General features: G+C 49.5%; 18 protein-coding genes. 3 read left to right on the forward strand and 15 right to left on the reverse strand.

The features are described from left to right. Nucleotides 1-84: 84 nt before the first annotated feature. The 11 genes from AC3RCL_RS27780 to AC3RCL_RS27830 all read right to left on the reverse strand — a co-directional run bounded on the left by AC3RCL_RS27780 (nt 85) and on the right by AC3RCL_RS27830 (nt 12,126). On the reverse strand, nt 85-1,062 hold the full coding sequence (locus tag AC3RCL_RS27780; RefSeq protein WP_492533191.1) for a magnesium transporter CorA family protein: 978 nt from the start codon (nt 1,060-1,062) through the stop codon (nt 85-87). A 122-nt stretch (nt 1,063-1,184) separates the two neighbouring features. Further along, nucleotides 1,185-1,955, reverse strand: coding sequence for a sigma-70 family RNA polymerase sigma factor (locus AC3RCL_RS27785; RefSeq protein WP_009594120.1), 771 nt, complete (start codon nt 1,953-1,955; stop codon nt 1,185-1,187). Next, nucleotides 1,952-2,401 (reverse strand): anti-sigma B factor RsbW, encoded by a 450-nt coding sequence (gene rsbW / locus AC3RCL_RS27790; protein WP_015737478.1) that lies wholly within the window; start codon nt 2,399-2,401, stop codon nt 1,952-1,954. Before rsbW ends, AC3RCL_RS27785 begins: the two co-directional genes overlap by 4 nt. A gap of 32 nt (nt 2,402-2,433) precedes the next feature. Further along, entirely contained in the window at nt 2,434-2,757 is a 324-nt protein-coding gene (locus tag AC3RCL_RS27795) for an STAS domain-containing protein (protein ID WP_492533194.1), read from the reverse strand. Between the two features lie 112 nt (nt 2,758-2,869). Beyond that, nucleotides 2,870-4,549, reverse strand: coding sequence for a response regulator (locus AC3RCL_RS27800; protein ID WP_492533196.1), 1,680 nt, complete (start codon nt 4,547-4,549; stop codon nt 2,870-2,872). A 20-nt stretch (nt 4,550-4,569) separates the two neighbouring features. After that, nucleotides 4,570-5,424 carry a CheR family methyltransferase gene (locus AC3RCL_RS27805; protein ID WP_015737480.1) on the reverse strand — a complete coding sequence of 285 codons (855 nt, stop codon included), beginning with the start codon at nt 5,422-5,424 and terminating at the stop codon, nt 4,570-4,572. A 78-nt stretch (nt 5,425-5,502) separates the two neighbouring features. Beyond that, nucleotides 5,503-9,162, reverse strand: coding sequence for a response regulator (locus tag AC3RCL_RS27810; protein WP_492533199.1), 3,660 nt, complete (start codon nt 9,160-9,162; stop codon nt 5,503-5,505). After that, a complete protein-coding gene (locus tag AC3RCL_RS27815; RefSeq protein ID WP_433941452.1) occupies nt 9,159-10,334 on the reverse strand; it encodes a PP2C family protein-serine/threonine phosphatase in 1,176 nt (391 codons plus the stop codon). The genes AC3RCL_RS27810 and AC3RCL_RS27815 overlap by 4 nt, the downstream gene beginning before the upstream one ends. Before the next feature lie 251 nt (nt 10,335-10,585). Continuing rightward, nucleotides 10,586-10,927 carry a YflT domain-containing protein gene (locus AC3RCL_RS27820; RefSeq protein WP_009594092.1) on the reverse strand — a complete coding sequence of 114 codons (342 nt, stop codon included), beginning with the start codon at nt 10,925-10,927 and terminating at the stop codon, nt 10,586-10,588. Nucleotides 10,928-11,014: 87 nt separating this feature from the next. After that, nucleotides 11,015-11,548 (reverse strand): hypothetical protein, encoded by a 534-nt coding sequence (locus AC3RCL_RS27825; protein WP_492533202.1) that lies wholly within the window; start codon nt 11,546-11,548, stop codon nt 11,015-11,017. Between the two features lie 56 nt (nt 11,549-11,604). Then, entirely contained in the window at nt 11,605-12,126 is a 522-nt protein-coding gene (locus AC3RCL_RS27830; RefSeq protein WP_009594084.1) for a DUF948 domain-containing protein, read from the reverse strand. Between the two features lie 278 nt (nt 12,127-12,404). On the opposite strand from AC3RCL_RS27830, the gene AC3RCL_RS27835 reads away from it, so the two are divergent. Then, on the forward strand, nt 12,405-12,569 hold the full coding sequence (locus AC3RCL_RS27835; protein WP_036663891.1) for a DUF1328 domain-containing protein: 165 nt from the start codon (nt 12,405-12,407) through the stop codon (nt 12,567-12,569). 122 nt (nt 12,570-12,691) lie between these two features. On the opposite strand, the gene AC3RCL_RS27840 is transcribed toward AC3RCL_RS27835, so the two are convergent. The 3 genes from AC3RCL_RS27840 to AC3RCL_RS27850 all read right to left on the reverse strand — a co-directional run bounded on the left by AC3RCL_RS27840 (nt 12,692) and on the right by AC3RCL_RS27850 (nt 15,538). Continuing rightward, on the reverse strand, nt 12,692-14,197 hold the full coding sequence (locus AC3RCL_RS27840) for a DHA2 family efflux MFS transporter permease subunit (protein WP_015737485.1): 1,506 nt from the start codon (nt 14,195-14,197) through the stop codon (nt 12,692-12,694). Nucleotides 14,198-14,253: 56 nt separating this feature from the next. Continuing rightward, nucleotides 14,254-14,703, reverse strand: a complete 450-nt coding sequence (locus AC3RCL_RS27845) for a MarR family transcriptional regulator (protein WP_009594042.1) — start codon at nt 14,701-14,703, stop codon at nt 14,254-14,256. A 256-nt stretch (nt 14,704-14,959) separates the two neighbouring features. Then, the gene (locus tag AC3RCL_RS27850; protein ID WP_492533205.1) at nt 14,960-15,538 is read right to left on the reverse strand and encodes a hypothetical protein; all 579 of its coding nucleotides are present in this window, start codon (nt 15,536-15,538) and stop codon (nt 14,960-14,962) included. Between the two features lie 188 nt (nt 15,539-15,726). Here AC3RCL_RS27850 and AC3RCL_RS27855 point away from each other — a divergent pair, with 188 nt between their 5' ends. After that, complete coding sequence (locus AC3RCL_RS27855) at nt 15,727-16,071, forward strand: hypothetical protein (protein ID WP_009594133.1); 345 nt, start codon at nt 15,727-15,729, stop codon at nt 16,069-16,071. A gap of 108 nt (nt 16,072-16,179) precedes the next feature. On the opposite strand, the gene AC3RCL_RS27860 is transcribed toward AC3RCL_RS27855, so the two are convergent. Then, nucleotides 16,180-17,055 carry a cation diffusion facilitator family transporter gene (locus tag AC3RCL_RS27860; RefSeq protein ID WP_433942010.1) on the reverse strand — a complete coding sequence of 292 codons (876 nt, stop codon included), beginning with the start codon at nt 17,053-17,055 and terminating at the stop codon, nt 16,180-16,182. 222 nt (nt 17,056-17,277) lie between these two features. Here AC3RCL_RS27860 and AC3RCL_RS27865 point away from each other — a divergent pair, with 222 nt between their 5' ends. Next, nucleotides 17,278-17,466 carry a hypothetical protein gene (locus AC3RCL_RS27865; RefSeq protein WP_009594046.1) on the forward strand — a complete coding sequence of 63 codons (189 nt, stop codon included), beginning with the start codon at nt 17,278-17,280 and terminating at the stop codon, nt 17,464-17,466. The last annotated feature ends 36 nt before the right edge of the window (nt 17,467-17,502 follow it).

Raw genomic sequence — 17,502 nt, forward strand, 5'->3', positions numbered from 1 at the left:
TGAACAAGCCCGGTACCTTTAACGGTTACCGGGCGATTGTGATAAGTTATTGCTGCACTTCTTATGCAATCGTATACTTCGCACTCAAATATTCCTGTTTTTGGACTTTACTTGAAGCAGGTCCCCCGTCCATCCCTTCGCACGCATCCAAAGGTACATCCCTCCGGTCCAGAGCAGGGTGAAGCCAATGACTGCCGTGAAGCCCCAGAACGTCTTAATGCCGGGCAAGTTTTCGAAATTCATGCCCCATACGGCTCCGATCACGGTTGCCGGTGTGAATACGACCGTAAAGATGGTCAAGGTCTTCATGATTTCATTGCCGCGGAACGCCGAGATGGCATCATCTATGGATACCAGCGTATCGATTTCGCGCTCATAGTGATAAATCAGCCTTTCCATTCTTTCTACTCGATGCAGGAGCTGTTGAAACGAGCGGCTGGCATCCAGCTCGCCGTGATACCCCTCCTTCGCCGCAGCGATCAGCTCCTGAAAAGGAATAAACAGGTTGCTCCATTCCAGCAGCTCAAACCTTGACGAGAGAATGTTATCCATTAAAGATCTTCGGTTGCGTGTACGCATATCCTTTTCGACAAGACGCAGGTTATGTTCGAATTGATCCATTCCTGCATGGTAATAATGCAGAATGGCCCGGGCCAATACAAACAGGCCGTCTACGGGCCGCTCGCATTTATGAAGCATCGAGGCTCTATCGGCCTTGGCCATCACGCTGCGGGTATGCTCATCCAAATTAATGGTGATCAGCACTTGAGCATCCACATAGAAATAGAACTGTTCCGACTTATGATGCTCGTGTTCATTCGTAACCTTATAAAGCATGGACCCCATTATGACCGCCTCCACCCCATCCTTGAAACGAACGGATAAGTAATTCCGCTCCTTTAACGACGGTGCCAGATTAAACCATTCGGCTGTATAAGGATAGCGTGACCGAAGCTCGCCGATCCAGGAGGATTGCCAGTTATCCGTTCGGACATCGTGCCATTGCCACCCCCCTGCAAAATCATAAATATCCTGACCTTCTGTCATATCCGGCCCAAGCATGATTTCCTTGCCACTCCCTTCGATAAATACGGATATTAGGTTTCAAAAAAGGCACGCATTCCCGTGATGGAGGAAGCGTGCCTTATGTTGCTATACGTCTGTCTCTACGAAGCTTGTCCATATCAATACGAAGAATTGGACATGATTTGCTTCAGTTTTTCCGTTGCCCGCTTCTGGATACGCGAGACACTCATTTGCGACACACCTAACCTTTGAGCGATCGCTCGTTGGGACTGCCCCTCCTGAAATGCCAGCAGCAGCACCTTCTGCTCCTGCTCCTTCAGCTGGCTCATCGCCTGTTGAAGATCCATGCGCTTCTCGACGGAATCAAAGTCGTTCACGTCCGAACTGATCAGCTCTCCAAGCGTGGCCCCGGTTTCTTCCTGAGACAACGGGGAATCCAATGATACATAATGATAGCATTCCCTTCCCGCCAACACTTCAACGGTTTCCTCAACGGAAAGATCCAGGTAGGATGCAATCTCATTCACATCAGGAGATCGTTCAAGCTTCACCATTAATTCATCAATCGCTTGCTGGACCAAGGCCCCCTTCTCCTTGATTCGTCTTGGCACTTGAATGTACCATGATTTATCGCGGAGGAAGTTTTTCATATGCCCGATCATACTCTTCATGGCGTAGGGCTCAAACGGAATCCCCAGGCTAATGTCGTATTGCTGAAGCAAACGGATTAATGCCATTTGACCAACCTGATATAAATCCTCATACAGATCGGGCCGATTCCGGGCAATTTTGCCTGCTGCCATCTTGACCATCGGTTCATATTTTTTAATCAGCACCGTTGCGATATCGTTATCCTTCGTCTGCTGATACTGTTCTATTAAATGAACTGCTTCATCTCTGGACTCTTGGGGAGTCGCCTTATCACTCATACTGGCTCCTCGCTTCTTGCGAGCCGCTTCGTCAGCGTAACCTCGGTTCCCTTTCCAGCCTGGTTTGTCACGCTCACCTCGTCCATAAGCGCCTCCATCAGGTAGAAGCCAAGTCCTCCGATTTGGACCTCGCTGAGATCTTTATCATGAAGTGTACGATCGCCAACCGCCCCCACACTGTCGAAACTCTCCCCTTCGTCTCTGACCGTAATGGATAGCGACTCGCCGGTCACTTGAAATAAAACCTCTACCATTCCGCCTTCCTGGCTATAAGCATATAAAACCGAGTTGTTACAGGCCTCCGACACCGCAACCTTCATATCTTCGATCTCTTCATAGGAAAAGCCCATCTTGGAAGCTATCCCGTATAGATTCAACCTTACAATATCCACGTATTCAGCACTGGCAGGCAAATTAAGTGTTATTCTTTGTACATCTGAATTCATTCTTTTCGATCCTTTCCTATTGGGAATTCTTCTTACGACTGAAAGAACTTCGCAATACCCGTCATATCGAACAGCTTTTGAATTTGCGGCGGAACTTCCTCAACTGCAAAGCGTGCTTCCATGCCATGTCTGGCTTTCAGTATCGACAGAAGAATACCAATGCCCGTACTATCAATATATGTCATGTCCTTCATGTTGACGATCAAGTCTACTTCGGAATTGCCGACAAGAGGCTCCATTACCAATCGAAAATCCGGAGCGACGGACAGATCAAGTTCACCGCTCAAAAATACCGTGCATACGTCCTCGTTCATTTGGGTCTTGGCATTGAACTTATCATTCGTTTTTGTATTCATAGACACTCTCTCCCAATCATTTGTTTTCCCTTTACATAACCCGTTATCTCGCTTGTTGAAACAGGTTAACGAGGGATAAAGACGCGCTAATATATGGAAAACGATTCATTCACTAGCCGTTGATGATTCGAACTTGGCTTGGGCTGATGTCCCACCCGTCCGGCTCTACCGGCATATAACGGGATATCAGGTGCTTTACACAGCTGATTTTGACCGGTTTACTAATATATTCATTCATGCCGGCATCAAAGCAGCGCTTCTGAATCCCGTCCATCACATTGGCTGTCATCGCAACGAGTACGGGAGCGTCCGCTTCCGGCTTCATCTGGCGGATGAGGCGAGCGGCCTCCAAACCGTCCATGACCGGCATTTGCAAATCCATAAAGATCATGTCGTACGCCTTAGGCCCGGCAGCCATCTCGACGGCCTGCCTGCCGTCTTCGGCCATATCCGCATTCATTCCCATCTTTTCAAGCATGCTCTCCATCAGCTTTCGATTAATCGGATGGTCGTCCACGATCAGAATGTTCGGCTGTCTTCCCCCGTGCACCCGATATTTGTCCGAATGTTCCTCTTCCCGGAGCCGAGGATGCTCCTCCTCATGCGTGTGAACGCAGATCGTAAATACGAAGGTGGCTCCTTCCCCTTCCTTGGAGTCAACCTCAATCTCTCCGCCCATCATCTGCACAAGCGATTTACAGATCGCTAGCCCCAGACCTGTTCCGCCGTAGCGCCTTGTCATCGAGGAATCCAGTTGAGAGAACGGCTTGAACAGCCGGTCAAGCTTCTTCGATGAGATGCCGATTCCCGTATCTTTTACCGTGAATTCAAGCGTTAATCGATTCTCTTCGGCCTTGGCAAGCGAAACAACCAAATACACGCCGCCCTCGTTCGTAAATTTCACGGCATTGGATACCAAATTCACCAACACTTGACGAAGGCGCCCCATATCGCCGAATACCATCGAAGGGATCTGATCCTCGATAAAATACGTAAGCTCCAGGTTTTTCTTGGAGGCTTCTCCGGAGAACAAACCAAACACTTCCTGAACGCAGGACTTAAGATCAAACGGATATTCCTCCAGCTCCATTTTGCCGGATTCCATCTTGGAGAAATCCAGAATGTCATTAATGATGTTAACCAAGGCATCCGCACTGTTGCGGATAATCGTGGCATATTCACGCTGTTCATCCTGAAGCTCGCTGTCCATCAGCAAATCAATCATCCCGATGACGCCATTCATCGGCGTTCGGATCTCATGACTCATCATCGCCAGAAACTCGGTTTTGGCTTTGGCGGCAATCTCGGCTTCTTCCTTGGCCAGCACAAGCTCTTGATTAATCTTTTCCAGTTCCTGAGTCTTCTGGTGTAATTGCGCAGACTGGATCTTCAGCCTGTTATTGGTCCGATACATATCGACAAAACCCTCGATCTTGGATTTCAAGATTTGAGGGATGAAGGGTTTAACCATATAGTCGATTGCACCGGCGGAGTATCCCGCAAAAAGATGCTCCGCGTCCTTGCTGTTTGCGGAAATGAATATGATCGGAATATCCTTTGTCTTGTCTCTCGCCTTGATCAGCCTTGCCGTTTCAATGCCGTCCATGCCGGGCATTTGGACATCAAGAACAATCACGGCAAAATCATACTTCAAGAGATATCGCAAAGCCTCTTCGCCCGAAGTAGCTTTAATGAGCGTGTATTGTTCGCTGTCCAGAACAGCTTCGAGTGCAAGCAAGTTTTCAGGGCGGTCATCTACCAACAGAATATGAATCGGTTCGTGAAACCCCATGAGATCCTCCTACAAAACTTCTATTTAATCTTTCGATAAATTTTCTCGACGCGGTCCAGTGTCTCATAAGCTTCGCTGTAATTCGTAAAGTGTATGGACTCTTTGGCGCCCAGGACGAGAATACCGAAATGGCTTAGACTCTCGTGAAACAATCCGTGCACGTGATCCCGCAGCTGGTCATTAAAATAAATCATGACATTCCGGCAAAAAATCACGTTAAACTCGTTAAAGGAACGGTCCGTTGCCAAATTGTGCTCGGCAAATATCATGTTTTTCTTCAAGAACGGCTGAAAGATAACCGAGTTGTACTTCGCGGTATAGTATTCGGAGAACGAGCGGGTACCGCCCGCCTCCAAGTAATTCTTCGTATATTGCTTCATGCGTTTAATATCGAATACGCCTTCCTTGGCCTGCTGGAGCGAACGCGAATTCATATCCGTCGCATAAATCCGGGATTTCTCATATAGTCCCTCTTCATGAAGCAAAATGGCCATGGAATATACTTCTTCTCCAGTCGAACAGCCGGCATGCCAAATCCGTATATACGGATACGTACGAAGCAATGGAACCACCGACTGCCTGAATGTCAGGAATAGTTTCGGATCCCTGAACATTTCGGTAACAGGAATCGACAAATTATATATGAGCCGCTCAAAACATGAACGGTCGTGCAGTACTTTGTCTTGAAGGGCAGAAATCGTGGAAACACCCTCTGCATGAACATGATGCCAGATTCTCCGCCTCAACGAAGGAATGGCGTAATTTCGAAAATCGTAACCATAGAATCGATGAATGCCATCCAAAAGAAGTTCGATCTCGATCTGTTCCAGTTCACGCTCGCTATTCTCTGTCAACAACAGTTGTTCTGATTCCATATGGTCACTAGATGACATTACGCTTGCACCGCTTTCCGAGTGTTTATTTGCTACTTGTACTTTACCCACAAAAGCGGCTTACGAATACAACCAAACCCTCATTAGGGAAAGAAGTTGCTCTGTCTGAATCGGCTTCTTCATATAATCGGAAGCACCCGCTTCAATGCATTTCGCGCGGTCCTCTTTCATGGCTTTGGCCGTCAGGGCAATAATCGGCAATTTGTCGAATTCCGGCATTTCGCGTAAACGGCGCATCGCCTCATAACCGTCCATCTCCGGCATCATCATATCCATTAACACGAGATCGAAATCCGGATTCTGCTGAAGGAGCTCGATCGCTTCCCGGCCGTTCTCGGCAAAGGTCACTTCCATATTGTATCCTTCCAGCACGCTGGAGAGGGCAAACACGTTGCGGATATCGTCATCAACAAGCAGAATTTTCTTGCCTTCAAACAGTTCTTCCTTGTTGTGCAGCTTCTGCAGGATTTTACGTTTATCCTCCGGCAAATCGGCCTCAACCCGATGCAGGAACAGCGTCGTTTCATCCAAAAGCCGTTCCGGTGACTTCACGTCCTTAATGATGATTGACTCCGCATATTTGCGAAGCTGCATCTCTTCCTTCGAATCCAAATCCTTGCCGGTGTAAATAATAATAGGCAGATCCACCAGGTTCTCGTCATCGCGAATCTGGTCAAGCAGTTCAAAGCCTGTCATATCCGTCAGCATCAGATCAAGCACCATGCAATCATATCGCTGCTTACGCAGCTCGCTGAGCGCCTCGGCGCCCGTGGATGCCGCCGTAATCGACACATCGTCATGACCGATCAATTCGATAATGGAATTCCGCTGAATATCGTCATCCTCGACAATCAAGAGATGTTTCATCGATTTTTCCGCATAGGATTGGATATGCGTAAACGCGTCCTCCAGCGCTTCCCTGCTTGAAGGCTTCTTCAGGTAAGCGATCGCTCCCATCATTAAGCCTTGCTTCACTTCATCCACAACGGAGATAACATGCACCGGAATATGGCGGGTAACCGCAGAGCTCTTCAGCTCGCCCATGACGGACCAGCCGTCGATAACCGGGAGCTGGATATCCAGAATGATGGCATCCGGTCTGTACGACTTGGCCATCTCCAGTCCGATGTCACCCTGCAGTGCGACCAAAGCCTTGAAGCCGCGGCCTCTGGCCATATCCAGCAGGATTCTGGCAAACTTCACGTCATCCTCAATGATGAGCAGCACTTTATCTGTCGGCCCGAGCTGGTTGCGATCATCGTCTACCTGTATGGCAGGCTGAACCTCTTTAGTAACCATCTTGGCTTTCGGTACGATCAGAGAACTCTCCGGCGGTGCCTCCATCGCTGCGGCCGCTTCCTTCGCACCGTCTGCCACTTCTGGATGGCTTGCCGGCAGGTAAAGGGTGAAGCAGCTTCCTTTGCCTTCCTCCGATTCCACCGTAATGCCCCCGCCCAACAGGCGGGAAAGCTCGCGGCTGATGGAAAGTCCAAGCCCGGTCCCTCCGTATTTGCGGCTGGTGGTACCGTCCACCTGCTGGAAGGCTTCAAAGATCAGATCCGTTTTGTCTGCCGGAATGCCGATTCCGGTATCTTTGACAGCGAAGGCCACATAGTCCGATTCGGCGTTTAGGTAAACCGGAAGCTTGTCCTTGTCGGCCTTCTCTACAAGCAACTCGACAGAGCCGCTATTCGTAAACTTGAAAGCATTCGATAACAGGTTGCGCAGAATTTGCTTCACGCGATGACTGTCCGTCACGATGCTTTGCGGGAGTCCCTCTTCAATGCGCACGCCCAAATTGATATGCTTGCGCGAAGCCACCGCTGCGAAATTCTGCTCCACGAAGGCTTCGATATCCGGAAGCTGGACGTCTTCATAGTTGATTTCCATTTTCCCGGCGTCCACTTTCGATAAGTCGAGAATTTCATCAATCATTTTGAGCAGGTCGGAGCCCGACATGTAAATCGTCTGTGCATATTCAATCTGCTTGGAGCTCAGGTTCCCATCCTTGTTCTCGGACAGCAGCTGGGACAATATCAGCAGGCTGTTAAGAGGGGTGCGCAGCTCGTGGGACATGTTCGCCATGAACTCCGACTTGTATTTGGTTGTAATCGAGAGCTGCTTCGCTTGCTGCTCGAGCTGTACTCGCGCCTTCTCGATTTCATCGTTCTTCTCTTCCACTTCCTGCACTTGCTCCTCAAGCGCACGCGTCTTGGCAACAAGCTCGGTATTGTAGTGCTCCAGCTCTTCCTGCTGGCGCTGCAGCAGATCCTCGGAACGCTTGAGGGCATTGGTCTGCTCCTCCAGATTCTCGTTGGTACGGCGAAGCTCTTCCTGCTGCGTTTGCAGCTCTTCCGACTGAACCTGAAGCTCCTCGGTCATCGCCTGGGATTCGCGCAGCAGCTGCTCGACCCGCAGTCGGCCTGTGATGTTGTTCAGAATGATGCCGAGGGACTGGCTTAGCTGAGACATCAACTGCTCCTGCAAAGATGTCGTTTCCTCGAACGAAGCCAACTCGACGACGCCCAGCACTTCATTCTCGAATAGAATCGGGTAGATCATGATAGACAACGGCTTGGATGAACCCCACGCGGATTCCACCTTCATATAGTCCTCTGGAGCGCCTTTCAGGACGACCGGCTTCTTATCGAGCGCCGCCTGGCCTACAAGCCCTTCCCCGATCATGAAGGCAACCTTCGGCTCTTCTCCGCCTTCATGGGCATAGGAGCCCTTCATCTCCAATTTGTTCGGATGTTTGTCTTCCTGACGGATATAGATGGCTCCGTAATGAGCTCCCAAGATCGGCGTGAATTCGCTGATGAACCGCTGGCCGACCTCTTCCAGGGAATTGATTCCTTCCAGCAGCTCGGTGACTCTGGCCATATTCGAGTTCAGCCAGGATTGATCACGCTGCGCCTGGAGATAGGTCTCTTCGATGCGCTGCTTCTCGATGATGTCTTCGGACAAGTCTTTGAATACTCGAGCTACGTCCCCAAACTCGTCCTTGGACGTTACCTTGATACGGCGGATGGCCTTCAGCCTGCCTTCGCCGAAGCTCTTCAGCATCATGGAGACCACGTTGATGCCCCGGGTAATGCTTGGGAGAATCCATAGAATGACCAGCATTCCGATAAGAAGCCCGCCGGCCATGATGTAGATGAACATTTGCACGGAGCGGTCGTAAGCGGCTTTCGCTACGGCTATATCATCGTTGATCTTCTGATTCTCATAGCTGCTAAGCTCGTTCAGGCTGATCAGCATCTCCTCCTGGACCGATTGCCCGGTGGAATTACGGAGTGCGTTGGCCCCATCTGCGTCGCTGGTAGAGAGCAATTCCAGCGTCTTGTTCTGATACACGATATATTCGTTAACCGCACGCTCGATCCGGACCAGCAATTGCTGTTCCTCTGCGGTATTTACGCTTTCCTTGATGGCCCTAAAATACTCCTCCGCCTGCGCCGTCATCGTCTCGATTTCCTGTTTGGACACCGTATACGTGGACGGATCGTTGCTCAGGATCATATTCGTAAGTTCGCGCGCCATATTGTTGACTTCTCCGCGCATGCCGCTGGAGTTTCGCACCTTCTGGTAGCGCTCCTGAAAGATTTGGTCCATCTGGTTGTTCATATAGCTGATCCGGTCGTACCCGATCAGGGTCAAAACCAGCATAAGCGCCAGTAATGTTGTAAAACCAATGACTAACTTGCTCTTAAGCTTCATTGATTGGTTTCCTCTCCTTTTTTAAGAGATATCCAAACCAGGCATTTATCGTCCTCTCGCTCCTGCGATGGATCATCCACAAAATACTGTTCCTTCATTTCGTCTTCTCTCCAATGGTGAGGGCCGCCCAAATGCGTCTTCAGATGATCCAGCTTCTCGTCATGTCCGCCCTCTACCAGTTCGAGCAGGCCATCCGTATACATAACCAAATGACCTTCGCCTTCATAATGAAAGCTTCTTGGCTCCATGTCCTCGATCCGGTCGAACAAGCCAACCGGGCAGCAGCCTTGATCCAGCGTCATGACTTCGCCGTCCTCCTTGAAGAACAGAGCCGGGGGATGTCCTGCGTTGACATAGTCCACCCGCTTCAAACGAGTGTCCACGACAAGATAGATGGCCGTAAAATAGTACTGAATCAGCTGTTCGCCCAGGTTCAACTGATTGAATCTGCGATTCAATTCCTGAACCACCTTCTCCGGTTCGACATAAGTCGTCACCGTATCCTTCAGCACCGAAGCGATGAACATGCAAAACAGGGACGAAGTAATCCCGTGTCCCATCATATCCAGCAGAATCACGCCATATCGGCCGTCGCCTAGCGGAAACCATGCATACAAATCTCCCGCAAGCTCTGCCGAGGGCTGATACAGCGCATGAATCTCCAGCTGTTCATCTTCGATGGGCGAGCTTAACACGGCATTCTGAACCATGGCCGCAAGCTTCAATTCCGCCTGGACCCGCTGTTCCCTTTCAATATGCCAGTCTTTCTCGTGCTTCAACCGAAGCGCAAGGCGTATCCGTGCCATCAGCTCCACCTTGTTGATCGGTTTCGTGACGTAATCGACGGCGCCAGCATCCAGCGCTTCCGCCAGCTTCTTCGAATCTCCGACGGCGGTGACCATAATGATCGGTATATCTTTCAAATGCTCGTATTGCTGAACAATACGGCAAGCTTCTATTCCATCCATCTCAGGCATCATCATATCGAGCAGCACCAAATCGATATCCGCCCTACGGGGATTCGGATCTTGGCTGCGATCGCCGATTCCCAGGTGTTCCAGCATTTCTAGGGCTGAAGATGCAGATAGCGTATTTTGATAATTTTCCTTCTTCAAGATTTCTCGAATAATAATGACGTTAGTCGGATTGTCATCTACGATTAATATTCTCATTGCCCTCTCCTTTAACGTTACGGCTTATGCGGCAGAAATCCTTTTCCTACTATTATACTATAATAACCCTATGATCATTTGCCATAGAAAAAGGTTCTCAAGCTTGAATCTTCCACTTTTAATAGATATATGGAACATTCTTTTAAAACATAGATAAGGAATGAGACGTCAATAGTCTCATTCCTTATCTATGTTTTAAGTCCTATAACCCCTATGTCGAATCAGCACCAGGCTGAAAATTCAATGCTTCCTCAATCCTTCTTAGCAATCACGAGCACTTTGCCAAGGTCCAATTGTTTCTCGTAAAATCCCGCCTCGGCTTCAGTAAAGCCAAGCGATACGATCTTGGCACGCAGCTCATCCCCGCGGGACCGAAACAGATTCGCCAGGGCATCAAACACGCCTTCTTCCTTAATGCCTACATTATTGGCATCGGCTGCTTCCACAATCCGGCTCGTCTTATCCGAATCATGGGCCAATACATAAATGTGATCCAGATCGTAACCGGACTGCCGAAGATTCTGAACCTCCTGAACCGCTTGCGTCCCGTTTTCCACGACTTTGGCATATGACTTCGTATTGGTGAATTCCATTGTGAAAACCTCCCCTAATAGTGTTAAACCTCAATTTAGGTTATAGTCCATTGGTTATTAACCGTAATTCTCAAGGTTGAAACAAATTTATTCGCTATAATCGAAAAATAAATCGACGCCTTCGATTTCACCGGTATCCCGGTCAATGTATACCTTAAGCGCATGATGGTTCTCAAGGTATACATCTCCGTCCTCCGCCTTAAAATACGGTTTACCCAGGGATGCCCGGACATGATCGGTTGACATGCCTATATGCTGGCCTTCAACCTGAAAGGATTCGGCAGAGGGCTTGACATGAACATATTCCGTGTAGCCGTTGCGGACTCCAACCTCCATATCTTTATAAAGAAGCTTAGTGGTTCCGCTCAGGCTGTCCTGCTCGATTCGTGCAGGCGTTCCCAGCTTGCGGACGATATCACGCTTGGTATCCGCAAGCGATATCCCGTTTAACGTCCCGTAGCCCTCTGAAGAGTTGTCGCCGGTGTGTGCTTGTCCAACATCCGCAGCGGCATGAACTACAGGCGGTTGCCATATCTCGGCAGCAGGCTGCTGCGCCGCCGCAGCACCTCCACCTCCGGAGTAAACCATGAGCCCGACCATCAACAGTGCGACATTCCACATGCGACCTCCTCCTTTCATCATCTTGCCGTGCACTACCCTGGCTTGGTTAAGCCCTGTTATCTGGCTTTTTGACGACGGAAACTGTTCCACAGGCCAACTGCCGTGTCCACGTAGGACAGCCAGTTCCGGCTGCGGGATTTTTCTTCCGCTTCCGTCTTCTGATAGACGGCGTCATACGACTGGAACGTGCGATCTTGTGCCGTCAAAGGCACTTCCATGCGGGCGGGCTGCTCTTTCTTCTGCTCTATCCGGGATTGCTTAAAGCGGCTAACCATGCCGGAAGATACTTGCTTCACCGCATAAGTGACTTCGCTTAAAGCTTCTCCCAGGTTTTTGACGGTATCCATAACCGGATCAATTTGTTTCATTTTATGCTGAACATCCACCGTAATATCGTTCGTATTTCGAATGGTCTGCTTCACTTCATAACTCAATTCGTCGACCGTCTTTTGTACTTCCTGAAGCGTTTGTGTTACCTTTTCGAGCGATTGCGTGGCTGCCTTCAATGTCTTGATCAAGAAGAATACGAGAACCGCAAATGCCACGGCAATAATGGCAACACTGATTTGAGTTAGCATACGTTGTCCCTCACTTTCAAGTTATGTTTGGTTTCGGATACGCAATAGTTACCCTATCCCCCACCTCACGAAACAAAGGGTTCCTTGCCATCCATGCCACTGTTCTCCAGCTTGTTTCATCCTCTGCCGCCCCGGTTAAAGAACACTACGAAGGGCGCTGCGGCAACGCCGATGGCCCCTACCGATCTTCAAATTGGATAAGAGCTCCTTACTTGGAGCAGCATGCGATGACATGCCATATATCCAATAAAATCGATGAAGAAAGCAGGGTGAATATGATGTTAAAATGGTCCGTAATTTTTCTGGTGGTTGCACTGATTGCAGGGATCTTCGGCTTCTTCGGCATCGTTGAGGCTGCAGCCAGTATCGCGAAGGTTCTGTTCTTCGTCTTCGTTGTCCTGTTTGTGATCTCTCTCTTTACCGGACGCAGACGAAGTATGTGACGGCGTCACATGTTGTTAAAGCCCGTGCATTGAATATACACATAGGAACATGAAAAAGGGTGTCCCTCCGTTGTTAAACGGATGGGACACCCTTTTTATGGCGTGCTTGAATTTGAGGCGGCCTAAGCGTTCGTTGCTGCGGCCTCCCGGCTTCCGGCTGCCTTCGGCTCTTCCGCCGGCTTCGTCTTCTTGATGAAGAAAGCCAGAATCAAGGAAACCACGCTGATCCAGGTGGCAATAACAAAGGCATAGTTAATGCCATAAATCGTTGCTTCGTTGCCCAGCTTAAGCAGGTCGGCCTGATTCTTCGGATCGAACAGCCCCGACTGCATCAAGGCTTCTCCTCGGCTCTCCGCCTGGGTGGACATGACGGTAACGAGAATCGCGGTTCCGATCGAGCCGGAAACCATGCGGAGTGTATTCGACATGGCCGTACCATGGGCGTTCAAGCTCCGCGGCAGCTGATTCAGTCCCGCGGTCTGTATCGGCATCATGAGCATCGACATCCCGAACATGCGGGCCGTATAGATAATCATGATCTGGCCGTAAGACATCGTTTCGGTCAGATTACTGAACTCCCACGTCGTAATGACCGTAATCGCCAGACCGATAACAGCCAGCCATCTTGCGCCAACCTTATCGAATATCGCGCCCGTGATGGGTGACATAATTCCCATCAGAATGGCGCCGGGAAGCATGAGCAGACCGGATTCCACCGGCGTAAACCCGCGAATTTGCTGCAGATAAATCGGCAGCAGGATCATCCCGGCATACATCGCCATCGTGACGATGACATTGATCAAGGTCGTCAACGTAAACATGTTGTACTTAAATATACGGAATTCCAGCATCGGATTGTCGGCCTTCATTTCCCGCCATACAAACAGGATGAGGGCAACCGTGCCGACCGCAAGGGTCGTCACAACCGGCGTGCTGGACCAGCCGTCGTTCCCGGCGTCACTGAAGCCGTAGAGCAAGCCGCCGAAGCCCAGGGTAGACAAAATGATGGCGATCATGTCCAGCTTGGGCCGGCTGACCTCGGTCACGTTTTTAAGGAAGAAGACCCCGATTAACGTAGCGATAACGGAGAAAGGCAGGATCATGTAGAACAGCACCCGCCAATCGTAATGCTCCACGATATATCCGGAAAGCGTAGGTCCGATCGCAGGAGCAAAAATCATGGCGATCCCCATCATCCCCATGGCTTTACCGCGGTTCTCAATAGGGAAAATGTTCAGAAATACGACAGTCATAAGCGGCATGAGAATTCCTGCACCCGCTGCCTGAACGAGGCGTCCGGTTAGAAGAAATGCGAAGTTAGGGCTGATGGCACACAGCAAGGTGCCGATCGTAAACAGCGTCATGGCGCTGATGAACAGCTGCCTGGTCGAGAATCGCGCAATCAGGTAGGCGGTAACGGGAATCAGCACCCCGTTCACCAGCATAAAGCCTGTGGTTAGCCACTGGGCTACCGTCGGTTTGATGCTTAAATTTTCCATGATGCTCGGCAGAGCAACATTCATCAAAGTCTGGTTAAGAATGGCGACAAAAGCGCCAATCATTAATGCGGCAATGATGGGGCCTTTCTTGACAGGCTCGCCGGGGCGAGCAGCAGTATGGGTATTCATCGGAAGCTTTCACTCTCTTTCTAAGTAAGTTCGTTCATATCAATAGCATGTTTGTTCTATGTGGACAGCTGACCTTGGATATACTCAACATTCGTCAAAATTTTGCGGTACAGGGAACTCAACTGTTTAACCTCTTCATCTGTTAGAAAACCATATAACAAACCGCTAAGCTCAGCGCGTTTATTGGCCAACTGCTCGATCAGCTCCCGCCCGAGCGGCGTAATCTCCAGATGGATGACCCTGCGGTCGGTTGTATCCCTTACGCGGCGCGCGAATCCGCCTTCGATCAATTTATCGGATATGCCCGTGACCGCACCGCACGTCACATGAATGGAATCCGCCAAGTCAGACAATCTCAAAGCACCCTGTTCGTGGAGCTTCTCCAAGGCGGTGTACTGGGTTCTCCCCAGTTTAGGGAACCCCTCCTTCTGCCATTCATTCTGCACAGTCCGAAGCATCTTCTTAAATAGCATCTCCAACTCCAGAATTTCATTCCGCATGGACATGTATTTTTTTACACTCCTTTAATGGTCCAGCACTCCTTCAATAGAGACACCCTCTCCTTCGCCTCTAAATACTTTAGTACTAAAACATTTATTTCTAAACATTTACTGATTATAGTAGGGGATGATTTCAGTGTCAATGTTTACATATATATTTTTTTCATAATTATTTTCTGAAAATAATGCCGTCTCATGAAAGAAAATGCAAAAAGACCCAGACATCATTTCCTTGTCTGAGTCTTTAGCCGATTCTCTTGCTTTACTTAAACAACGAAGGAATCGACATCCAATCCATCGTAAAGTTCAATTCCAGGCCATCGGACAGAAACTTAACATTCTTCACGGTTACCAAATCCGGCAAATAGTCCTTCAGCGAAATTTGAATGGGGTCAAGCCGGAACACATTCAGCGGAATCTCAACGCCACGAATCGTTGTCGATTCATGCGTCAGGTGAAGATAGCTTCCCTCGGCTGACATCTGGAAGCGCAGGACGGCTCCAAACGGCAATACGCCCCATTTTCCGTTCATGCGGGCTGTCATGGTGGTACCGTTCATTAAGAAATCGGCACCGGTTATATCGACGCCAAGGTCATGCGTGCTCATATATTTTACCATGTTCTTCTTGCTGAGTTCCCCGACTTCCTCCGTGCTTAGTTTCATGCGGGTATCCCGGTTCGACACCATGGTCATCAATTTGTCCTTGAAATCAACGGATCGATAGCGCATGTCCAGGGATTGCGTAGGATAAACAAACCAGACTGCCGCACCGATGATCACAAGCAACAAGACAAGTATTGCCAATAGGAATCGTCCGGTTCGTTTCTTTCGGCGTACCATCCAAAGATCCCTCCTCCCTAAGGATTTCCCTGCTGGAGCAGGGCTTTTCCCATCCCCAAAGTATATAGGAATCCTGGAAACTTGTCACGATTTGAGAATTGTACCCAACTTTCTTGGTTCAAAACATCCAAATGGTGGTTATTACGATATTGTCAAATACTACTTCGGTCCCAAGGAGGAATCATTCCATGAAAAAAACACTAAGCATTACTGCAGCCCTAGCACTCACCCTGTCCCTAACCGCCGTAGCAAGCGCGGATCCGATTAACGGTACGGTCTCCAACACTTCAGGACCGGCTCCGATCTCGGTGGAAGACCCGATCATCAAACCTGAAGAAGTCGTGATCGTACCGACGCCGATGATTGAGCTTACAAGCAAAACTTACTTCTATAACGCTCCAAACGGCGAAAAGCTTGGTGCCTTGGCTCCGCAAAAGCTCGACACAACCGGCAATCGTTACGATGTCATGCTTGGCGGGGAATGGGTTGAAGTATATACATGGCTCGGTAAAGCTTGGATTTATGTAGAGTAATCGTGTATGGCTATCGGGCTTCATGATCCTTCATGTACCCCGGCATGTTAAATGGCAGGTCAAGAGAATCTTGGCCTGCCATTTGTATACCTGCACATTCGGTATCCCTTAGGAGGATCCCTTAGGCTCCACATGAATATGGACGCTCATAATATTGTGAATCTTCTCCATCTGCTCCTCGATGCGGTCACTGATCTGATGGCCCTCCAAAACACTGATATCCGGGTCTACCTCGATAACGACATCCACCAGTACATGATTGCCGTGGATTCGGGCTTTCATATCCTTGATTCCCTCGACACCGGGCGTACGGGCAATGGTGCTGCGCAAATCAGACAAACGGTTTTCATCAAAACCATCCGTGAGGCTATAGGTACAATCCCTGAATATTTCCCAAGCCGTTTTGCAAATAATGACGCCAACCGCTACAGCCGCCACGGTATCCAGCCAGGGCAGGCCGAATTGTGCGCCGATGATGCCCACAGCGGCCCCAACGCTGACGAGCGCATCGGACAAGTTATCCTTGGCCGCTGCCATCAGCGCCTGGTTATCGATGCGCCGCGCAAGGTTCCGATTGTAACGATATACGCCCAGCATCGCAACGGCACAGATGCCGGCCACGCCGGCAGACCATACATTCGGCACTTCCTTGGAGCCTTCAAAAAAAGAACGGACGGCTTCGACCAGCACCTGGATGCCCACGACAGCCATGATGAAGGAGGCCACCAGCGCCGCGATCGTCTCCGCCCTCAAGTGCCCGTATGCATGATCGGAATCCGGCGGCTTCTGGGAAATTCGCAGCCCGATCAATACGGCGAGCGATGCCACGATATCCGTCAGGTTGTTAAAACCGTCGGCGAGCAAAGCACTGGATGCAAACAAATATCCACAGAATATTTTAAACGATGACAGCACGAGGTATGCCGCAATGCTGATCCAGGCCCCGCGCTCCCCTTGTTTGATGTTATCATAGGCATTCACTATATACGTCTCTCCTTTGCTTGCTCCGTGCAGGCTTTAAGCGATATCCATCATTATCCATATTTAATCCTAGCAAAGGTCATTCGTGTGGGTCTAGGGAAACATAATTGCTTCGGTCAAAGAACCATGGACGTAGAAAATGGTATTAATCATTGTTACCCTTGCCGGACGATTTAAAAACGAATAAAATGAGGACAAGCGAACACGAAGAGGAGGGTGATTCCTATGCCCGAGAATAATGAGCCACGCAAAGTGAATTTGGCTGATGCGATCAAGCAAAAGCTGGAACAAAAGAAACAGCAAAATACATCCGCGAACAAGCCGGGACAATTCCAAGCCGGTTCAGCGCAAAAAATGAAAAGCCAAAATAACAAAAAACCAAACAACCAGCGTCGTCGTACCGGCGGTTCGTAAAGAACCGATCCGTAACGCACGCCAAAAAATGCTGCA

Source organism: Paenibacillus sp. MT86 (assembly GCF_058792535.1).

Bases quoted from the DNA above. Each gene is read 5' to 3' on its own strand.
- AC3RCL_RS27780 (WP_492533191.1), bottom strand. From the start codon at position 1,062: ATGCTTGGGCCGGATATGACAGAAGGTCAGGATATTTATGATTTTGCA.
- AC3RCL_RS27785 (WP_009594120.1), bottom strand. From the start codon at position 1,955: ATGAGTGATAAGGCGACTCCCCAAGAGTCCAGAGATGAAGCAGTTCAT.
- rsbW (WP_015737478.1), bottom strand. From the start codon at position 2,401: ATGAATTCAGATGTACAAAGAATAACACTTAATTTGCCTGCCAGTGCT.
- AC3RCL_RS27795 (WP_492533194.1), bottom strand. From the start codon at position 2,757: ATGAATACAAAAACGAATGATAAGTTCAATGCCAAGACCCAAATGAAC.
- AC3RCL_RS27800 (WP_492533196.1), bottom strand. From the start codon at position 4,549: ATGGGGTTTCACGAACCGATTCATATTCTGTTGGTAGATGACCGCCCT.
- AC3RCL_RS27805 (WP_015737480.1), bottom strand. From the start codon at position 5,424: ATGGAATCAGAACAACTGTTGTTGACAGAGAATAGCGAGCGTGAACTG.
- AC3RCL_RS27810 (WP_492533199.1), bottom strand. From the start codon at position 9,162: ATGAAGCTTAAGAGCAAGTTAGTCATTGGTTTTACAACATTACTGGCG.
- AC3RCL_RS27815 (WP_433941452.1), bottom strand. From the start codon at position 10,334: ATGAGAATATTAATCGTAGATGACAATCCGACTAACGTCATTATTATT.
- AC3RCL_RS27820 (WP_009594092.1), bottom strand. From the start codon at position 10,927: ATGGAATTCACCAATACGAAGTCATATGCCAAAGTCGTGGAAAACGGG.
- AC3RCL_RS27825 (WP_492533202.1), bottom strand. From the start codon at position 11,548: ATGTGGAATGTCGCACTGTTGATGGTCGGGCTCATGGTTTACTCCGGA.
- AC3RCL_RS27830 (WP_009594084.1), bottom strand. From the start codon at position 12,126: ATGCTAACTCAAATCAGTGTTGCCATTATTGCCGTGGCATTTGCGGTT.
- AC3RCL_RS27835 (WP_036663891.1), top strand. From the start codon at position 12,405: ATGTTAAAATGGTCCGTAATTTTTCTGGTGGTTGCACTGATTGCAGGG.
- AC3RCL_RS27840 (WP_015737485.1), bottom strand. From the start codon at position 14,197: ATGAATACCCATACTGCTGCTCGCCCCGGCGAGCCTGTCAAGAAAGGC.
- AC3RCL_RS27845 (WP_009594042.1), bottom strand. From the start codon at position 14,703: ATGTCCATGCGGAATGAAATTCTGGAGTTGGAGATGCTATTTAAGAAG.
- AC3RCL_RS27850 (WP_492533205.1), bottom strand. From the start codon at position 15,538: ATGGTACGCCGAAAGAAACGAACCGGACGATTCCTATTGGCAATACTT.
- AC3RCL_RS27855 (WP_009594133.1), top strand. From the start codon at position 15,727: ATGAAAAAAACACTAAGCATTACTGCAGCCCTAGCACTCACCCTGTCC.
- AC3RCL_RS27865 (WP_009594046.1), top strand. From the start codon at position 17,278: ATGCCCGAGAATAATGAGCCACGCAAAGTGAATTTGGCTGATGCGATC.